Annotated in this window: 15 protein-coding genes; 9 read left to right on the forward strand and 6 right to left on the reverse strand. The window is 41.5% G+C overall.

Annotated features, from left to right (window positions below; translation table 11 throughout):
* Nucleotides 1-20: 20 nt before the first annotated feature.
* From L4D78_RS25075 to manD, 6 genes are all read right to left on the reverse strand, one after another.
* On the reverse strand, nt 21-2,168 hold the full coding sequence (locus L4D78_RS25075; RefSeq protein WP_428469456.1) for a peptidase domain-containing ABC transporter: 2,148 nt from the start codon (nt 2,166-2,168) through the stop codon (nt 21-23).
* 3 nt (nt 2,169-2,171) lie between these two features.
* Nucleotides 2,172-3,827 carry an ABC transporter transmembrane domain-containing protein gene (locus tag L4D78_RS25080; protein ID WP_428469457.1) on the reverse strand — a complete coding sequence of 552 codons (1,656 nt, stop codon included), beginning with the start codon at nt 3,825-3,827 and terminating at the stop codon, nt 2,172-2,174.
* A 171-nt stretch (nt 3,828-3,998) separates the two neighbouring features.
* Entirely contained in the window at nt 3,999-4,652 is a 654-nt protein-coding gene (locus L4D78_RS25085) for a GNAT family N-acetyltransferase (RefSeq protein WP_428469458.1), read from the reverse strand.
* 217 nt (nt 4,653-4,869) lie between these two features.
* Nucleotides 4,870-6,636 carry a sodium:solute symporter family protein gene (locus tag L4D78_RS25090; protein ID WP_428469459.1) on the reverse strand — a complete coding sequence of 589 codons (1,767 nt, stop codon included), beginning with the start codon at nt 6,634-6,636 and terminating at the stop codon, nt 4,870-4,872.
* Between the two features lie 21 nt (nt 6,637-6,657).
* The gene (locus L4D78_RS25095; protein ID WP_428469460.1) at nt 6,658-7,791 is read right to left on the reverse strand and encodes a Gfo/Idh/MocA family protein; all 1,134 of its coding nucleotides are present in this window, start codon (nt 7,789-7,791) and stop codon (nt 6,658-6,660) included.
* 89 nt (nt 7,792-7,880) lie between these two features.
* Nucleotides 7,881-9,098: a D-mannonate dehydratase ManD gene (gene manD, locus L4D78_RS25100; protein WP_428469461.1), complete on the reverse strand. Its 1,218-nt coding sequence runs from the start codon at nt 9,096-9,098 to the stop codon at nt 7,881-7,883.
* A 504-nt stretch (nt 9,099-9,602) separates the two neighbouring features.
* Here manD and L4D78_RS25105 point away from each other — a divergent pair.
* From L4D78_RS25105 to L4D78_RS25145, 9 genes are all read left to right on the forward strand, one after another.
* Nucleotides 9,603-10,610 (forward strand): LacI family DNA-binding transcriptional regulator, encoded by a 1,008-nt coding sequence (locus L4D78_RS25105; RefSeq protein ID WP_428469462.1) that lies wholly within the window; start codon nt 9,603-9,605, stop codon nt 10,608-10,610.
* Nucleotides 10,611-11,039: 429 nt separating this feature from the next.
* Nucleotides 11,040-12,623, forward strand: coding sequence for a cytochrome ubiquinol oxidase subunit I (locus L4D78_RS25110; protein ID WP_428469463.1), 1,584 nt, complete (start codon nt 11,040-11,042; stop codon nt 12,621-12,623).
* An 11-nt stretch (nt 12,624-12,634) separates the two neighbouring features.
* Complete coding sequence (gene cydB, locus L4D78_RS25115) at nt 12,635-13,771, forward strand: cytochrome d ubiquinol oxidase subunit II (RefSeq protein WP_428469464.1); 1,137 nt, start codon at nt 12,635-12,637, stop codon at nt 13,769-13,771.
* A gap of 11 nt (nt 13,772-13,782) precedes the next feature.
* Complete coding sequence (locus L4D78_RS25120; RefSeq protein ID WP_428456866.1) at nt 13,783-13,893, forward strand: CydX/CbdX family cytochrome bd oxidase small subunit; 111 nt, start codon at nt 13,783-13,785, stop codon at nt 13,891-13,893.
* A 299-nt stretch (nt 13,894-14,192) separates the two neighbouring features.
* A complete protein-coding gene (locus L4D78_RS25125) occupies nt 14,193-15,149 on the forward strand; it encodes an MBL fold metallo-hydrolase (RefSeq protein ID WP_428469465.1) in 957 nt (318 codons plus the stop codon).
* Nucleotides 15,139-15,450 (forward strand): hypothetical protein, encoded by a 312-nt coding sequence (locus L4D78_RS25130; RefSeq protein ID WP_428469466.1) that lies wholly within the window; start codon nt 15,139-15,141, stop codon nt 15,448-15,450. The genes L4D78_RS25125 and L4D78_RS25130 overlap by 11 nt, the downstream gene beginning before the upstream one ends.
* Nucleotides 15,438-16,277: an MbnB/TglH/ChrH family RiPP precursor modification enzyme gene (locus L4D78_RS25135; protein ID WP_428469467.1), complete on the forward strand. Its 840-nt coding sequence runs from the start codon at nt 15,438-15,440 to the stop codon at nt 16,275-16,277. Before L4D78_RS25130 ends, L4D78_RS25135 begins: the two co-directional genes overlap by 13 nt.
* A gap of 42 nt (nt 16,278-16,319) precedes the next feature.
* Nucleotides 16,320-17,024: an HvfC/BufC family peptide modification chaperone gene (locus tag L4D78_RS25140; RefSeq protein ID WP_428469468.1), complete on the forward strand. Its 705-nt coding sequence runs from the start codon at nt 16,320-16,322 to the stop codon at nt 17,022-17,024.
* Between the two features lie 43 nt (nt 17,025-17,067).
* Complete coding sequence (locus L4D78_RS25145) at nt 17,068-17,655, forward strand: HvfX family Cu-binding RiPP maturation protein (protein WP_428456861.1); 588 nt, start codon at nt 17,068-17,070, stop codon at nt 17,653-17,655.
* Nucleotides 17,656-18,122 lie beyond the last annotated feature (467 nt).

The raw sequence follows: 18,122 nt of genomic DNA on the forward strand, positions 1-18,122 counted from the left end.
ATTTATTCCCTTTCACATAGCTATTTTATTTGTTTAGCCAAGCTTGTTATGACCTTATCGGAGGCTCCGAAATATTTTTGATTGCCCATTTCATCCAATAATAATGCTTTATCCGACAACCTTAGATATTCGGTATTACGCGTCGCAACGACAACTGTTGCACCACGACTTAACTCTTTTAATTTGGCTCTAAATTGATAACTCGACTCGACATCTAATCCCAACCCTGGCTCATCTAAAATCACTAATCCACTGCGTTTACAAAACGCCATTGATAATTTTAATCTCACTTTTATGCCGCTAGGCAAAGCATCAAGAAATAGTTTATCGAGAACAGTTTCAATACCATGAGGTAACCAGTTATCTAATCCAAAGCTATTTAACGCACTTTCCATCGTGTGATCATCAACGTTACTAACGGCTAGCATGAAGTTTTGACGTACTGTGCAGTTATATAACCATGTATCTTGTGGAATATACGTTATCGCATTACGGTAAACATACGATGGAAATTGCTGAAGGTTATAGCTATCAACCACCACTTTGCCCTGATAGTTATCATACAGACCCGCGATAATGCGCAGTAACGTTGATTTCCCCGATCCGCTGGGGCCAACAATCGTCACTATATCCCCCTTGTAAAAGTTGGCATTTATTTGGGACAACCCCGTGCTTGTTCCTGCATAACGGTAGTTAATATTCAATAACTCAACGTTACCATCCAATTGTTCAATTGGCAGTGTATTGCTCAATGATGCTCGCTCATCATCTAAACCCATTAAGCGATTAACTTGATGTCCTGATATGGATAACTGCTTCATTCGAATAATGGTGTTATAGATAGCTTGAAGTGGACCAAGCGCTTTCCAGACCAGCATCACCATAGCAATCATCACACCCGGTTCAATCTCTTGAGCTAATACGCCTTCAACCGTTACAACAATACTTAGGACACCAATAAATTGCGTCAAAAATGCGCCAAAGTCGCCAATAAATCCTTGTAAACCTGCTAGTCGATAGCTGTCTTTTGCTGACTGCCCATTGGCTATATCAAACCTGACCTTCAATATTTGAGCAAGAGGTAACGATTTAATCCCCCGAAGATTACTGAGCACTTCAAACCAACTGCTCTGCTTATTACTGTTTGCTCTCGATGACTTCATCATCTGTGATTGGTACTGGAAACGTGCATAAAATCCAAAGCCAATAAATAGCACAATACCACCAAGAGTTACTAAAGCAGCAGACCCGGCTAATACGACTAAAGCACCAATGAAGATAACAATAAAAGGCAAGTCTAAATACGCCAGCGTACCTGTGCTTGTGACCAATTTACGAAATTGGTCGATATCTTTAACCCGGGCAATTTGGTTGGTTACTCCCGCATTTTTTATCAGTCGATACGGTAGCCAAATCAGCTTACAAAACACCTCATAGGAAATCGTTTCTGCCAGCTCACGTCCAGAAGAGGCGAGTATACGTAATCGAATATTTTTTAACGCAAACTCAAATGTACAAGCGACCGATGCACCAACCGCTATCCACCCTAAAGTACTTAAACTGCCACTGGTCAGTGCCAAATTATAAATACTCATGATATAAAGCGGAGTCACTAACCCCATAAGGTTAATGAAAAAACTCAGTAGCAATAAGAGGTTTATCTCTGTTTTATAACGAAGAAAAGCATGCTTAAGCCAATTGGTTTTATCCGCTGTTTGTGGAGGTGGCTCTTTATAATAACGCGAGTAATCATCAATGAAGATAATATCAACTGTATATTCAGGAATTGAAAAATTTTCTAACTGCCCTGAATAAGGATCCCAAATAACGGCGTTACCTTCATTATATTCAACCACTAGCCCTTCAACACCGTTGCCTTCAATATAAAAAGGCACCGTCATATTCTGATAATGTTTAAGGTTGATTGTTTCTTGTGATGTTTTATAGCCTAATCGGCTAAATGTTTTTTCGATATTCGCAAAGTTACTCTCTTCTTCTAAAATGATAAAATCGGCTAGCTTTTCTGCTGTGCCTTCCCAACCAATTGCCACCAACCAAGTAGACATTGTTGATACGAGTGGATTCTTTTCATTAACCTGCCCTATCCAACTGTGGTTGAATGTTTTCAGTCGCTGGCTAACATCGGCTATATTGACAAAACCCTGCATCGACTAGCCCTCAACGCTGATAACAAGATCAGCATTATTAATAATGATTGGGTTATGCGTTGACACCACAAAAATGTGTCGAGAGGAAAACGTTCTAATTACTTGGTCTAGAGACCGTATGTAATCTTCGTCGGATATCCAATCAACATTATCAAGTAACACCACATGACTACCATTTACAATGGCCTGAACAATTAACAAGCTTTGAGCGATTTTATTCGGGACCGTGTTTTTCAATCCATTAGTGACTTGCGTATAAAAGCCCTTTGATAATAAATTAATTTCATCTCGAATTTTAAACGCATCACATATAGCTAATGCTAACGAATTTAGGTGGGGTCTAAAGCACGTTAAATTATCGATAATCGATGCCGTAATGAAATCGGTGTCTTGGTCAATATAGGTAACCCTTCGATTCCAATCACTTTCATCATAATGCTGTAAAGCTCGCCCAGCGATCATAACTTCGCTGGTGTTTGCAAAGTCATGTCCCGCTAAACGTGTTAGCCAGCGGGTTTTCCCTGCACCATTACTACCCGTGACACAAACCAGCATACCTGGGGTTAATTGATACTGTCGTAAGTCATCAGCCCCACTGACCTGCGTAACCGTTAATTCAAAATTGTCAGCTAACGTATGAGTACGATCTGTCTCGCCACTATCAAGACTAAGTACCTGCTCTATTTCATGTTTATAGATTTTGTGCTGTTTATAGCGAGACCAATAAGAGAAGGATTGCTGTAACGGGCCACTAAAGCGATTCATTAGCATAACAATCGCGGCCATTGCACCTTGTGATAATTCCCCTTGAATTACCAAACCTGCACAAATTACGACCTGAACAATAACGGCTAATCCTGAAATATATTGTGTACGATTATCCTGTTCGCCAACTTGCAGAGTATGGTTGAAGTTAAGCAGTTCACGCTGCTTAAATAACGGCCTGAGCCAATTTTCAATCCTTGATTCCATCGCATAACCTTTCAGCGTATCGACCGAACGGATGACCTCGATGAGCCTGGAGTTTGCATTCGATTCAAGTTCACGCGACTGCTGTAAAACCTTCTGTGTCCGTTTATCCGAAATCCGATTCATTACAGCCAAGCAAATAATGACGAGAATAGGCACAACCAGCGCTAGTGGCTCCATCAAGCCAATAATAATTGCCGTTAAACAGGCAGAGAAAGCATTAATATGAGCAACCAATGACTGACCAGAGTAGAACTCTTTTAATTCACCGACATCCCTAACTGATTCTAAATAAGCACCTTGCTCCCGCTTAAAATATTGCGATAAGTTTGCATTGAGAATGGCACTGAACATTCTCTCATGCATCTTCATTTCGAAATTTACAGCTGCGTAATTAATGATTTTCTTTTGCAGTGTTTTGATCAGAAGTTCTAATAAGCCGACGGCTACCAAAATAACAAAAATTGAATATAGTGTTGAACGAGTTTGGTTTGGGACGACTCTATCGTAGAGCATCAACATAGAAAGCGGTAACGCAAGCCCCGTAATAGTGAGCATCACCCCTGTCATGACAACCATTAGTTTATCAGTAAACGCTTGCTTGCCTTCCTGACCTAGCAAGCCTTTATCACGAGTTTCTCCATCAACATTATCAGGCTCAATGATGCCTTTTGCTACATTCTCAGTCACGGTTCATTCCATCCATAGCTCAACCATAATTAACCCGGCACCTATGTATAGAATTTTAGAACGATATAAAAAATATGATAATAAAGTGATGATATTTTTGACAAAATATGAGCTGTATCATATTGCTGACAAAATGAGTGATAACGTTAAGAGATGTGAAATATAGAAAAGTTACTGCAAGCTTTCAACAAAGATCATCGGCTCATGATATTTCACGTCAATGCCATCGTCTTGTAACTCGTCAATCAAGTCATCACTCATTTCGACAAACGTTTCGCTCAAAAAATCACAGATCGCCTCACCGCCTTCAGAAATCGCCAACGCTGAAAACCACAACTTCAGGTTTTTATTTTTTGCGGCTAAACAGCGATGAAGCCGCTCGCAATCCAAACGGGCAATATCAACAATGGTTAACGCTAAATATGTCGCTAATCCTTGTTCACGAAATGACTCGCTAACATAGATGGTATGTAGCACAACCTCGTAGAATAAATCAGAGTGGCTGGCTAATCGTTTGGGGTCATCAAGATAACGGCTAAATGTCGCAACACCGGATAAACGGCCTTGAATATATAGCTCTAAAACTACATCGTTTTCGCCCGGAGTCTGGTGTTTAACCGATGATTCTAACTGACACTCCAACGCCAATTGCCTGACTTGGTGATACTCCTGTTCGAAGCTACGTACTTCATGGCTTAACTGCTCTAGCGGCTTTACTAGCATAGTGCAGTTCGCCACAGCTCCAGGTGAGTCTGAAAGTACTAAGGGGATATTTTTAAGTGGCGTTAGCACTAGCTCATCATGATTCAACATCGCAACTTTCACACAGGTTTACTATTAAAAAAATCTTGCCAAAGTGTACCAAAGTACGGTTTCACAGTAGCTTGGTGTCGATAAAGTTGTGAGCCTGATTGGATTTTGTAGGTGTATATTGGAAGAATCCAGCAACTCAAAGCCATCTGGGGCTTGGGCATAAGGCCAATACCATTAGCCATATTAAAAAGTTAAAGGCTCTAATATCAGAGCCTTTTCATATTAATCACTAACTTTTTAGTTCTTCAAGATCAGTGACCTTTTTAATAACCGAACTCTTTTTAAGTGCCCAGCCAATAATAAAGATGGTCATAGCACAGAGTAAGAACACAACCCTGCCCCATAATGGATTTGGAATCAATGTCATAGCTAACAGACCCGCACTCATATACATCACCATTGAACCTAGTTTATTACGCTGCTCAGCATCTACAGCATCATACTCATCCTCAGAAATAATCGGCGTCTCAACGTCCTTGAAGAATTTATCTGTCTCCTCTTTATGCGTGTCTTTCTCTTCGCTATATAATAGAGACGTTGAGATAAAGAAGCCTGCTGTAAGAAATAGATGTGCAGCAATCGTTGCTGCTATTCGAAGTTCACCTGCCTCACGGCGAGTAAGATCATCCACTCCAAACCATCCGGCAATTACATCTGCAGTAACAACGCTAGTCATTAACCACGATACAAGCATTCCCACAACAACGGTTGCCCATGGTGCCCAGCTAGGTGTCCGTTTAAACAGCATACCAAAGAACAGAGGTACTAATAATGGTACTTGGACCATGGTTGAAACCGACATCATTAGTTCAAATAAACTCATATCTTTCAGAGAACTAAAGAACAATGCGACAAAGATAACCAACACGCCACTAAATATACTCATCACCTTACCAACATACAAAAGATGAGAATCACTCGCGCCTTGTTTTGCAAAATAGGGCTGATAGATACTACGCACGAAGATGCCAGAGTTACGATTTAAGGCTGAATCCATCGTCGACATGGTTGCAGCAAATAGACCTGCTAGTAATAATCCAACCGTACCGATTGGCATCGAATTTTGAGCAAAGACTAGATACACGGCATCAGCTGCCTTGCCACCCAGTTGCGGGTACTGAGCAGTCGCATCAGGATAAAGAATGGCTGACGCCCATGGTGGAATAAACCAAACAATACTGCCTATGCCCATCAAGACCATGGCAAGTAACGCTGCTTTTCTCGCATTATTGGTATCTTTTGCGTTTAAGAATCGATATGAGTCCTGCATGTTATTGATACTTTGAAGTTGCTTAACAACAAAAAAGATCAACGCGCAGACCAGTAGGAGCGGATAATTCATATCCGGACCCATCATAAAGCTGGTTGGAAACTCGGTAACAATCGTTGTTGGTCCTCCGACAGCGATCAGCGCGACAATGGCACACGCGATAGACACTATTGCAACAACAAGAGTCTGGACAAAGTCCGAAGCTACGACCCCCCAAGCTCCTGAAATAACAGAAACCATCAACACAGATAAACCAGTTACGATGATCGTAGTATTTAGATCAGAATCAAATACTGCACTTGAAAATACGCCTAGAGCATTAAGCGAAACACCCGCATTGATAAAACTGAAAATGATTAACGCCCACGAAAAAAACTGCTCATTATGTCGTCCAAATCGACGCCTAACAGCTTCCGTTGGTGTATCGACCCTCATCTGACGAAAGCGGTGAGAAAAGTATAAATAAGCGAAAAGATAAGCGACGGTATTAGCAATAAATAGTAAAGCAACAGAAAAACCATCGGTAAACGCTTTACCCGCAGCGCCAGTAAAGGTCCAAGCGGAAAACTGCGTCATAAATGCCGTCGATCCCACCATCCACCAAAGCATTTTACCGCCACCACGAAAGTAATCACTCGTCGAACGATTAGCCATTTTCTTAAAGGCAAATCCAATCCCTACAATCAGAGAAAAGTAACCGAAAATAACAAGATATTCATAGATCATATTTTTACCTTAAACTTAAAACTACAGTAGGTTATTTACATCTACCCAACGATCATTTTTGCGAATTAAATCGATAATTAGCTGATACTTACATCCATCTTTAAATGTTTGGTAAGGTCCAACGTCAATACCGTTTAGATCTTTTACAAGTTGAGTGGCTAGATGCGTCCAGCTACGCTGCGTTTCGCATTCAATATTAGGTAGTTGGTCATCAATATCACTTGGCAATGTAACTTCGATCCATTCACCGTTTTTCCACACGGACAGTGGGCCATCGCCATAGTGGCCTTTAATGTAAATCGACCCCTTGGTGCCATGAAATACAATATGATCGTCATTGAAGCGAGGTGTTAGACCGCCATGCTTAAACAATACAGATACCGGTTGCGCAGCAGGAATACGGCTCTCGATTTGCGCCAACACCGTGTAAGACCACTCGACATCACAGTCACGCCACTCAAGTTCAGGATCATTGATATCCTCCGGAATAAAATTACGACGCTCGGTAAAGTTATGCACGCCTTCAACAACGGGTGCCTTGGGCATGTCATTACGCACTTCACCACTAATTGACAAGATATTTTCACCCACGACATCAGTCACAATCGACAGCAGATGAGTGAAGTTGTTATTTAAACGACCACCACCTGCTTCAGTACGGTGCGACCAACCGAAGGGAATATGGCGATCCAAGTTAAAGTGAGAAATGCACTCCACTTCAGTTGGCTCGCCAATGACATCTGCTGCCACCAATTGCTTGGCATGCATGATCTCAGGCATGTAGCGGAAACTTGAGGCAAAAGCAGTTTTCACTCCCTTTTCTTCCGCCAAGCGGTAAACTTCCAGTGCGGTTTCACCACTCTCAGTCAGCGGCTTGTCACAAAAGATATGACAACCAAACTGAATTGCTTCCTTGATCGCGTCAACGTGCGCACCACCAGGGGTAGCAATAGAAACGATATCCGGCTTGCAAAGCTCAAGGGCCAAGGCCCAATTTGTGCCAGAATATGGAATACCCATCTTTTCAGCGACTTCAGTCACAACATGCTCAGTACGGCCGACAATACCCACAACCTCAGCACCTGCATCACGAAATGCTTTAGCATGCCCTTGACCGGCAAAACCGGTTCCAAATACTAATACTGTTTTCTGCATGGACAGTTCCTAGTTAATTATTTTGTTCCACGAGCAGTGACCTACCCTCAACAGAGATTTGTAATAGGTCACTTTCATAATTTATTGGTTTACCAATGCCAAAGGGTGCCGTCTTCTAAGCGACTAACAGGTAGGTATGAGCGCTTATAGGTATATTTTTCTGCCGCTACCTCATCAAATTCCACACCGAGCCCTGGAGCATCACTGACTAGAATCATGCCGTTTTCCAGTTTCATGTCATGTTTGAAGATTGATTGACACTCTTCGTTTCCAAAGCCCACAAACTCTTGAATACCAAAGTTATGGGTTGAGATATTAAGGTGCATATGAGCTGCAAAACAAATCGGAGACAAATCAGGCGCGCCATGAGGGGCAGTACGTACATTGTAAACAGCAGCAAAATCTGCAATTTTCTTCATACCAGTGATACCACCCGCGTGTGTTGCCGCAGTGCGGATATAATCAATTAACTGGTTTTGCAGCAAATCCTTGCAATCCCAAATGGTGTTATACGTTTCGCCCAGAGCAAGAGGAGTTGTCGTGTGGTGGCGGATCAGCTTATAGTTTTCTTGGTTTTCAGCAATTGATGCGTCCTCCAAGAACAACAAATTATAAGGTTCAAGCATCTTGCCCAGTTTTGCTGACTCGATTGGGGTTAATCGACTATGAGTGTCGTGAAGAAATTCTGCTTGGTCGCCAAATCTCTCTTTTGCTTGAGCGAATAGCTCAGGTACCAATTTGAAGTATTTACTGGTCGACCATTCTTGTTCAGGCGGCAACGGACGCGTTCCCTGCAATTCGAAATAATCTTTCTTATCTCCCAACACCCCATACGTTTCTTTTAGGCCTGGGATAGCAGATTGCAGTCGGACAGCTTTAAAGCCTTGCTCAATCAGTTGTTCCGTTTTATCCAGTGTATCTTCAATAGTTTCCCCATTCGCGTGGGCATAAAGTCTTACTCCATCACGGCATTTGCCTCCAAGTAACTGATAAACAGGAAGGCCGGCCACTTTACCTTTAATATCCCAAAGCGCCATATCGATTGCCGCAATCGCCGCCATGGTGATTGGACCACGACGCCAGTAAACGCCCATATATAAATATTGCCAGATGTCTTCAATCGAATGGGCATCTCGACCAATCAAACATGGCTTTACATGCTCTTCTAAATACGTCGCTACAGCTAATTCTCTACCATTTACAGTTGCATCACCTAAACCATAAACACCTTCATCAGTGATGACTTTCACCGTAACGAAGTTACGTCCTGGATTGGTAACAAATACTTTTACATCTTCAATTTTCATTGCACATACTCTTATAGAAATATAACCAAACTGGCTTGGTAAATCGGTTTGGTAAATCGGTTTGGTAAATCGGTTTGGTAAATCGGTTTACCAACAATAATCCAGATCCAAGGATAAAATGTCAACGATCTAAATTTGATCGAATTAACACTTTTAAGATGCCTGTATGAGAAAAGTTAGAATAATGGGTGTTGCATCACGCGCTAGGCGATTCTAAAACATCGGGATTCAATACTAAAAGGCCGTTTAGACCACATGCCTACGAAACTAGAAAAGTTGAGACACATAATTTTGTTCCCTATTAAGCGAAGCTTAACAGCCAATGTGGATACTTGGTTATGCTCATCATCAATACCATCTAGATCTTTGATTTTTATTTTAAAACTCACGAATTACTACTTTAAATAAAACGATAAGTAAATCGGTTTACTTGCTATCATCTAGTTCCATGGATAAAATACCAACAACCAGATTTTGATGAAGTTGACAGTTTAAGAAGCCTGTATGAAGAAAGTTAGAATGGTTGATGTTGCGACACATGCCGGTATATCCAAAAGCACAGTGTCCCAGTATCTAAATGGCCGTTTTGGCCACATGTCTGCTGAAACCAAGCAGAAGATAAAATCTGCAATTGAGGAGCTTAATTATGTCCCTAATCCAATTGCGCGCAGCTTAAAAGTAGAAAAAACCAAAACAATTGGTGTAGTTGTACGTGATATCGCTGGTTACAACACCAGCCGAGTACTGAGAGGAATCGACGATTTTTGTAAAAAGCATAATTACAACGTACTGATTTATAACAGTGACTTTGATGCACAATCAGAAAAGCGTGCCCTACTCTCATTGCAACAAATGTGTGTTGACGGGATTATCATTACTTCTTCAGGCCTAAACTCTGACTTGATCAATCAGTTTATTAAAAGCAATATGCCTGTTGTTCAATTCCAATTGGAATACTCAGACTGCCAAAGTCATATCGTACTTTCTGATTATCAAGAAGCCGCTTTCCAAGCAACGGAGTATCTAATCCAACTTGGACACAAACGGATCTGCTTTATGGCTCAAGAGTTTACGACCAGTCACTCACGCAAAGCGCGCTACCAAGGCTATCTCGATGCACTTAAGAAATACGGACTAGAGGCTAATGCGGATTTGCTACAGTTTTGGGATCGTGAAACAGGTTTTGCACATTCTCCCCTTGAACTCATCAAGGCATCCAATGCACCCACAGCGATCTTCACTCAACACTTAGCGATTACGACTGATTTGCTTCTCACTTTAAATAAAGCGGATATCGACATACCGAAACAAGTATCGATATTAGGATTTGATGAGATCCCTATGGTGGACCTATTTAAAGTACCAGTCTCTGTAATTAAGCAAAATGCTTATCAGATTGGCGTTGAAACGGCCAAACTTACTATTGAAACGATAATGAATAAACATACCGAGCTTCAGCGTACTATCGTACCTTCCACGCTTGTTAAACGTGATTCATGCCAAAAGGTTTAGCTTCAACTTAATTGTCGGCAAAGACAGGTTCGGCCGCTCGTTAACAGTTGTATGCTAAAACATCATACCTATTATTCCGCCCCGTCAATAATAGGTATGACCTCGCTTGTAAATAACAACCTCATGCCCCACAAGTGAGTTCCAGCTAAAACATCAATAGGTTAAGTGACACAAAAGCAAGTTAGAATAATCTTCTTTATCTGCTCCCCTAATTCACAGTTTTAGCACAAACGTTGTGCTTCAAGACCACTTTAAGAGGCATACAAACTCAAGAGTTAAGATTTATTTAACTTATGATTATATATGTTTGACTACCCTTAACGAAATCGCAGGATTACCATTCCTCCGCTCTATCTGTCGCTCAACACATAGAGCAAACCCACAATAATAAAGCAATATTCCGTCAATCAGCCTGACGGGGAGGAAATCATGCTCACAGAAGTAGCTGAACTATCACGATTACAGTTTGCCAGTACGGCACTGTTTCACTTTATATTCGTACCCTTAACCATAGGGTTAGTTGTTCTGCTCGCGGTAATGGAAACACTGTACGTCATTACTGATCAGCAAATATACAAAGACATGACCAAGTTTTGGGGGAAACTATTTGGTATTAACTTTGCCATTGGTGTCGCTACAGGCCTGACAATGGAGTTCCAGTTCGGGACTAATTGGTCATATTATTCGCATTACGTCGGGGATATTTTCGGTGCTCCACTCGCGATTGAAGCTCTTGTTGCCTTTTTCTTGGAATCAACACTTGTTGGCCTTTTCTTCTTTGGCTGGGATCGTTTATCAAAGCGTCAGCACTTAGCAATTACTTGGCTAACTGCGTTAGGCTCAAATTTCTCGGGATTATGGATTTTGATGGCCAATGGTTGGATGCAAAACCCTGTTGGCGCAGAGTTCAACTTTGAAACCATGCGCATGGAAATGGTCGACTTTTCAGCCGTCATATTCAATCCAGTCACGCAAGTGAAGTTTTTGCATACTGTCTCTGCCGGTTATACAACTGGTGCCATTTTTGTCATGGGCATCAGTGCCTATTACCTCTTAAAAGGCCGAGATATCACTTTTGCTCGTCGCTCATTTGCTGTTGCCTCTGCATTTGGTCTGGCCGCTATACTTTCCACACTGATGCTTGGTGACGAATCAGGCTATGAACTTGGCGATGTGCAACAAACTAAACTCGCGGCTATCGAAGCTGAGTGGCATACCGAAGAAGCACCAGCATCCTTCACCCTTTTTGGTTTTCCAAACCAAGAAACCATGGAAACCGACTACGCGATTAAGATCCCTTACCTGATGGGCATCATTGCCACCCGCTCACTCGATGAGGAAGTGCTAGGTATTAATGATCTAATGAAACTTAGTGAGGCAAGGATCCGTAACGGTATGATTGCCTATGGACTGCTTGAAAAGCTGCGAAATGGCGACAAAACACCGGATAACATTCAGGCTTTTAATGCCGTCAAAAAAGACTTAGGTTACGGCTTACTATTAAAGTCTTACACCGATACTGTCGTCGATGCTACTGAGGAGCAAATCCAACAAGCAACCAAAGACACCATTCCACAAGTTGCCCCTCTATTCTGGAGCTTTAGGATCATGGTTGCCTGCGGAATGCTAATGATGTTCCTCTTTGTCACAGCCTTCTGGTATAGCTGTCGCCGTGATCTCACCAAGCAACCTTGGCTACTCAAGTTGGCACTGATTTCCATTCCACTACCGTGGATTGCAAGTGAAGCTGGTTGGATAGTTGCTGAATATGGCCGCCAGCCTTGGGCTGTTGGTGAGATTCTACCGGTTAATATGGCAGCATCTCAGCTCGAGCCTAGCCAAATCATGGTATCGATAGCGATGGTATACGTCTTGTATTCGCTGTTCTTCGTCATTGAAACATTCCTAATGATCCGCTTTGCCCGTTTAGGTCCAAGTGCCATCAAAACTGGCCGTTACCATTTCGAGACAACGCCTGAATCAAAGTCTCTAACCACTGCAGTTAACCAATAAGGCGGGATGTTATGTTCGACTATGAAACACTTCGATGTATTGCCTGGGCTATTATTGGGCTTTTGCTTATCGGATTTGCCATCACCGATGGTTTTGATATGGGCGTCAGCGCCCTACTCCCTATTCTGGGAAAAAGTGAAAATGATCGCCGAATCATGATTAATACAGTCGCACCTCACTGGGATGGTAACCAGGTTTGGTTAGTTACTGCTGGGGGGGCTATTTTTGCGGTCTGGCCATTAGTCTATGCGGTATCTTTTTCAGGGTTCTACTTTGCAATGATATTGGCATTAGCAGCACTCTGGCTACGCCCTCTTGGCTTTGATTACCGTTCTAAAATCGATAGTCCAACTTGGCGTGCGACTTGTGACAAGGCTTTATGTATCGGCGGTTTAATCCCTACCGTTATTTTTGGCGTAGCGTTCGGCAATCTATTACAAGGCGTTCCTTTTGAGTTGAATGAACTTCTCATAACAACTTATAAGGGTAGCTTCTTTGAATTATTAAATCCGTTTGCATTACTTTGCGGCTTAGTCAGCCTTTGTATGATTTTGACTCAAGGTGCTACATGGCTTCAAATGAAAACCACAGGTACATTGCATCAACGAGCTAGCTCGTTTAGTCAATTATCTGCATTCGCCACGTCTACGTTATTTTTTATTGCTGGCATATGGGCTTACAACTTAGATGGCTATATGATTACCAGCCCTATCATCACCGATGCAGCAGCTAATCCTCTCAATAAAGAGGTCAGCATCATTGCACACGGCTTATTTAAAAACTTTGGCCAATTCCCAGTACTGTGGCTTATTCCAGCAGTAGCTGTGATAGCCCCAAGCATTTCAGCGATTGCAACAAGGGGGAAAAAAGACGGCACTGCATTTCTGATGTCTAGCCTGACGGTTGCTAGTGTCATACTTACAGCAGGCATAGCCTTATTCCCATTTATCATTCCATCAAGCCTCGATCCCTCTCAAAGCCTCACCATATGGGATGCCACATCGAGTGAGAAAACATTGGGTATCGTTACAGTGATATCACTGGTCATGGTACCAATCATTATTGCTTACACCTTATGGTGTTACCGCAAGATGTTTGGCCGCTTAGATGAACAATATATTGAACAAAACAAAACAAGTTTGTACTAGGGGAAATCAACATGTGGTATTTGATTTGGGTATTAGGGTTACTTTTTGCCAGCTTTTGTGGGGCAATGAATGGCATGCGAATGGAGCGTAAAGAGCGTTCTTGGCAAGACAACCCTGAATAAAAACTCGCTAACGACATAGCAAATAAGTACTCACACACTAATGATGTGAGCACCAATAATAAAACTCGCCGCTTGGCGAGTTTTTTTTGTCCCCAAACTCATTCTCCCCCCTAAAAAAACAATCGTTATTGGCTAACATTACACATAGTTAAATTTTTTTTAACGAGTAATTAAATACAATCAAATATACTTAAACACACATATCTCTTATCTTAGCCCCACGCTTTGACCGACATCAATAAAACCCTATTTATTGCATGCGTCCGACAAAGCTCTCTTGAACTAGAAAGGTATGTGCTATGAAATTCAAACTTAAAACAATACTTGTTGCGACAGGCTTATCCATCGCTTCGAGCATGTCTTATGCCATTCCATTAAAACCTGTTGATACCGATTTCACTTTACAACTTCTAGGCTCTGGCGGCCCAATCTCTGATGATGCACGTGCATCTTCTGGTGAAGTAATTTGGTGGAAAGGTAAATCTAAAATATTAATTGATGCTGGCGCAGGTGTGTATTTGCGTTTAGGTCAGTCAGGCTCCCGCATGGAAGAGTTAGACTTCCTTGGTGTTACCCACTTTCATACCGACCATGTCACTGACTTACCAGCCCTTCTTAAAGGCGGCTACTTCTTTAACCGTACATCTACCTTAGCTATTGCTGGGCCAACAGGAAGTCAACCATTTCCTAGCCTAACCAATTACATGGATGCACTGTTTAACCATGATAAAGGCGCATATGCCTACCTAAATGGGATCTACGATGGCAGCGATGGCTTATTTCCCGTATCACTACAAGATGTTGATTATCAAAAAACAGCACCTACCAAGGTATATCAGGAAGACGGCCTAACCATTTACGCCAAAGGTATTCCTCATGGTGATGTACCAACAGTGGCCTATCGTATCGAATCCGACCAAGGTGTCATTGTTATTTCAGCCGACCAAAACGGCACCGATGAAAGCTTTATCGACTTTGCCCAAGGCGCTGACATGTTAGTCATGCCAATGGCTATTGATGAAAGCGCAGATGCGATCTCAGCCTTCATGCATGCAACCCCTTCTGCCGTTGGCAAAATTGCTCAAGCCGTCAACCCAAAAATGTTGGTACTTAACCACTGGATGGGTAAAGGCTTAGTGTTAAAAGATGAAGACATTGAGATTGTCAAAAAATACTACAACGGCCCTGTTTACGCTGGTCGCGACCTATCAAGTTATCCAATGAGTGCAATCACGGAGCATAGCAATGAACAATAAAATCGCCCTATCTATCGCAATGACATCAGTACTGGCTTTTAACACCGCTGCTGTACAGGCCTCGCCGCAAGAAAGCGCTCCTGTCGTAAAAGAAGCGAGCAGCAATAACGGCGGTAAGTGTGCAAGTGGTAAATGTGGTACTGAAAAAATCTTTGCCAAAGTTGAGCTTAATTCAAACCCACAAGACAAACTAGTGCGTTCACGTGATGGAAAATGCGGCATATCTGGCCAAGGTTTAGCACCCGCTAAAGCGAATGTGGCACAACCAGGTAAATGTGCAGGTGGGTTATGCGGGCAATAACACCGTTTAGCAAAGGGATAGGTTTGCGCAGCGAGCACATGAATGTGCTCTCTCAGCAGCCGAGTCACGAATCGATAGACTTTCTTGAGCTTGCACCAGAGAACTGGATGAATCTTGGTGGAATGAAAAAAGAAGCACTCGATGCGATTGCAGAAAAATACCCTTTGGTTGCCCACGGCCTAAGTTTATCCATTGGTGATACGCAGCCTTTGAATATAGACTTTATTAAGCAAGTTGGTGTATTTCTTGACCGTTATAGTATTGATATTTACAGCGAGCATTTAAGTTTTTCTCGTGACCAAAATGGTTATCTTTATGATTTACTTCCGATACCTCGGCATAAAGAAAACCTTATGTATTTATCAGATCGGATCAATACAGTACAAGATATATTACAGCGTCCATTGGTATTAGAGAATATATCGTATTACTACAACTACCCTGGTGATATACCAGAAGCTGAGTTCTTTTCACGGTTAGTTGAAAATACGCATTGCGAACTGTTGCTTGATATTAATAACGCCTATGTTAATGCAACCAATCATTCTTATGACGCATTGGAAATGATTAAGGGGTTACCATCAGATGCCATCCGTTATTTCCATATCGCTGGACATCTAAAACAAGATGATAACTCTTTGCTTGATACGCATGGAAAAGAAGTAACGAATGATGTCATTGAATTCGCTAAAGAGGTGATTGATCACCACGGTCCGCGAGCAATGTTATTAGAGCGAGATCATTTCGTTCCCTCTTTAGAAGAGCTTACAGATGAGCTAACTCATATTTATGATTACGCAGTGGCTTCTAGTCGCCAAAACACCTAGGTAGGTCAGATGCATTGTCCACCCAACAATATGCAGATATTAATGCAAACTTTCGCTGATGGTGTACGTCATACACACACACCAAAGGCAAAGAGTATTTCGCAATATCATGAGTTTATTAGAAGTAATGTGCACAGTGTTGTCACCCAAACATTTCCTTTGTTCAGTCTATTAATAACTGAAGCGACTATGGAGGATTGGGTCACTCGTTTTCTGTTACGCAGTCAAGCGGTAGAGCCTGAGTTCCACCATATTGCAACTGAATTTGTACGCTTTGTGCAATCGGAAAACCGTACATTGCCCTCACAGCTTGTTACTGTATTGGAATATGAATGGGTTGTCTTCAACACGGAAATTAATGCCGAGAGAGTCACACTACCAGCGGTGCAATTACCAAAATCATTCTCTGCTGAATGGCTATTTAATTGCGACATTGAGATAAACCCAACATTGCAGCTTATTGAAGTGCCATTTAACATTAAAAATAATGAGATTGATTTTATTAATGAAAATGAGCCACTACAAGCTTATTCCGTTTATCGAAATACAATGCATCAGGTTTTATCGCAGCCGTTGACCATAAACGACCGGCTTATATTGGCATCGTTATACCAATATAAATCCATTCGTTTTGAAGTACTAAATAGCAACGTTAATGATTACTTGCCAATTAACAGCATCGTTAATTGGATTAAACACTTTAACCAAACAGATCTTATTAGAGTCAAAGAAGTATCGGATATATAAGTTCGTTAATTAGCTCTAATCAATATTTAATAGGAGATCAATCATGATCCAAAAAATCAGTTCATTCTTTGATGGCATTTTTGAAAAATGCAAACGCTTCGACTTTATTGCACTATTAGGCGTAAGACTATTTTTATTACCTGTAATATATGAAGGTGCTCATTCAAAAGTACTTGGGTTCAACGGTACCGTTGAGTTTTTTGCCTCATCAAAAGCAGAGGGGGGCTTAAACTTACCTTTTCCTGAATTATTAGCATTCTTAGCCACAGCAACAGAAGTCTCTGGTTTAATCTGTATTGCGTTAGGGCTATTTACCCGCTTAATTTCGATTCCGATGATGGTGGTAATGACTGTTGCAAGTGCCATGGTTCACTGGAGCCACGGTTGGCTGTCCATTGCTTCAAACGATATGGAATCGGCGGCACGCTTTAATAACTTTATCATTTGGCTAGCTGAAAACTTCCCTGGTCGTTATAACTACATTACTGAACTAGGTGACCCAGTGATCCTTAATAACGGTATGGAGTTCTCAATTACCTACTTCGTTATGCTGCTTGTCTTGTTCTTCTACGGCGGTGGTCGTTATGTAAGTGCAGACTATTGGCTACACAAAGCTGTGAATAAAAAATAATAATTAATCTCGGAAGAGAAACAAATACTAGTCAGTATAAAAAGGAAGCCGTTGTATAACAACGGCTTTTGTTGATATAACCCCCACTCGACATTTTGTAGGCGTATATCGCCACTATTTAAGCTCCATGCTTTTCTTTAACCTATACTCGCTGACTTTATCCACTCAAGGAATGTGAACTTCCCCTCATTTTTCACATTTCAACATGGAGAAACTCTATTCACTAAACTTAATACCCTATGCTTGTCTTTCTTTAAACAATAAGGCTTTAAAACTCATAAGTCGCGAGAAATATGTCCGCGTATTCACTGAAATTCTTCGTAAAAAATCCCCTATAAAATATTAAAGAAAATAATTAATAGGGATACTTATTCATAAAACCATTCGTAATAAAACCCACCTTATTATAAGAATAATTTTAACCTTAGACCGTAATCACATTTACTTATCCATTTATTAATTAATCT

Source organism: Photobacterium minamisatsumaniensis, from assembly GCF_050336695.1.
In the GTDB taxonomy this organism is placed as follows: domain Bacteria; phylum Pseudomonadota; class Gammaproteobacteria; order Enterobacterales; family Vibrionaceae; genus Photobacterium; species Photobacterium minamisatsumaniensis.

Bases quoted from the DNA above. Each gene is read 5' to 3' on its own strand.
- L4D78_RS25075 (WP_428469456.1), bottom strand. From the start codon at position 2,168: ATGCAGGGTTTTGTCAATATAGCCGATGTTAGCCAGCGACTGAAAACA.
- L4D78_RS25090 (WP_428469459.1), bottom strand. From the start codon at position 6,636: ATGATCTATGAATATCTTGTTATTTTCGGTTACTTTTCTCTGATTGTA.
- L4D78_RS25095 (WP_428469460.1), bottom strand. From the start codon at position 7,791: ATGCAGAAAACAGTATTAGTATTTGGAACCGGTTTTGCCGGTCAAGGG.
- manD (WP_428469461.1), bottom strand. From the start codon at position 9,098: ATGAAAATTGAAGATGTAAAAGTATTTGTTACCAATCCAGGACGTAAC.
- L4D78_RS25105 (WP_428469462.1), top strand. From the start codon at position 9,603: ATGAAGAAAGTTAGAATGGTTGATGTTGCGACACATGCCGGTATATCC.
- L4D78_RS25110 (WP_428469463.1), top strand. From the start codon at position 11,040: ATGCTCACAGAAGTAGCTGAACTATCACGATTACAGTTTGCCAGTACG.
- cydB (WP_428469464.1), top strand. From the start codon at position 12,635: ATGTTCGACTATGAAACACTTCGATGTATTGCCTGGGCTATTATTGGG.
- L4D78_RS25120 (WP_428456866.1), top strand. From the start codon at position 13,783: ATGTGGTATTTGATTTGGGTATTAGGGTTACTTTTTGCCAGCTTTTGT.
- L4D78_RS25125 (WP_428469465.1), top strand. From the start codon at position 14,193: ATGAAATTCAAACTTAAAACAATACTTGTTGCGACAGGCTTATCCATC.
- L4D78_RS25130 (WP_428469466.1), top strand. From the start codon at position 15,139: ATGAACAATAAAATCGCCCTATCTATCGCAATGACATCAGTACTGGCT.
- L4D78_RS25135 (WP_428469467.1), top strand. From the start codon at position 15,438: ATGCGGGCAATAACACCGTTTAGCAAAGGGATAGGTTTGCGCAGCGAG.
- L4D78_RS25140 (WP_428469468.1), top strand. From the start codon at position 16,320: ATGCAAACTTTCGCTGATGGTGTACGTCATACACACACACCAAAGGCA.
- L4D78_RS25145 (WP_428456861.1), top strand. From the start codon at position 17,068: ATGATCCAAAAAATCAGTTCATTCTTTGATGGCATTTTTGAAAAATGC.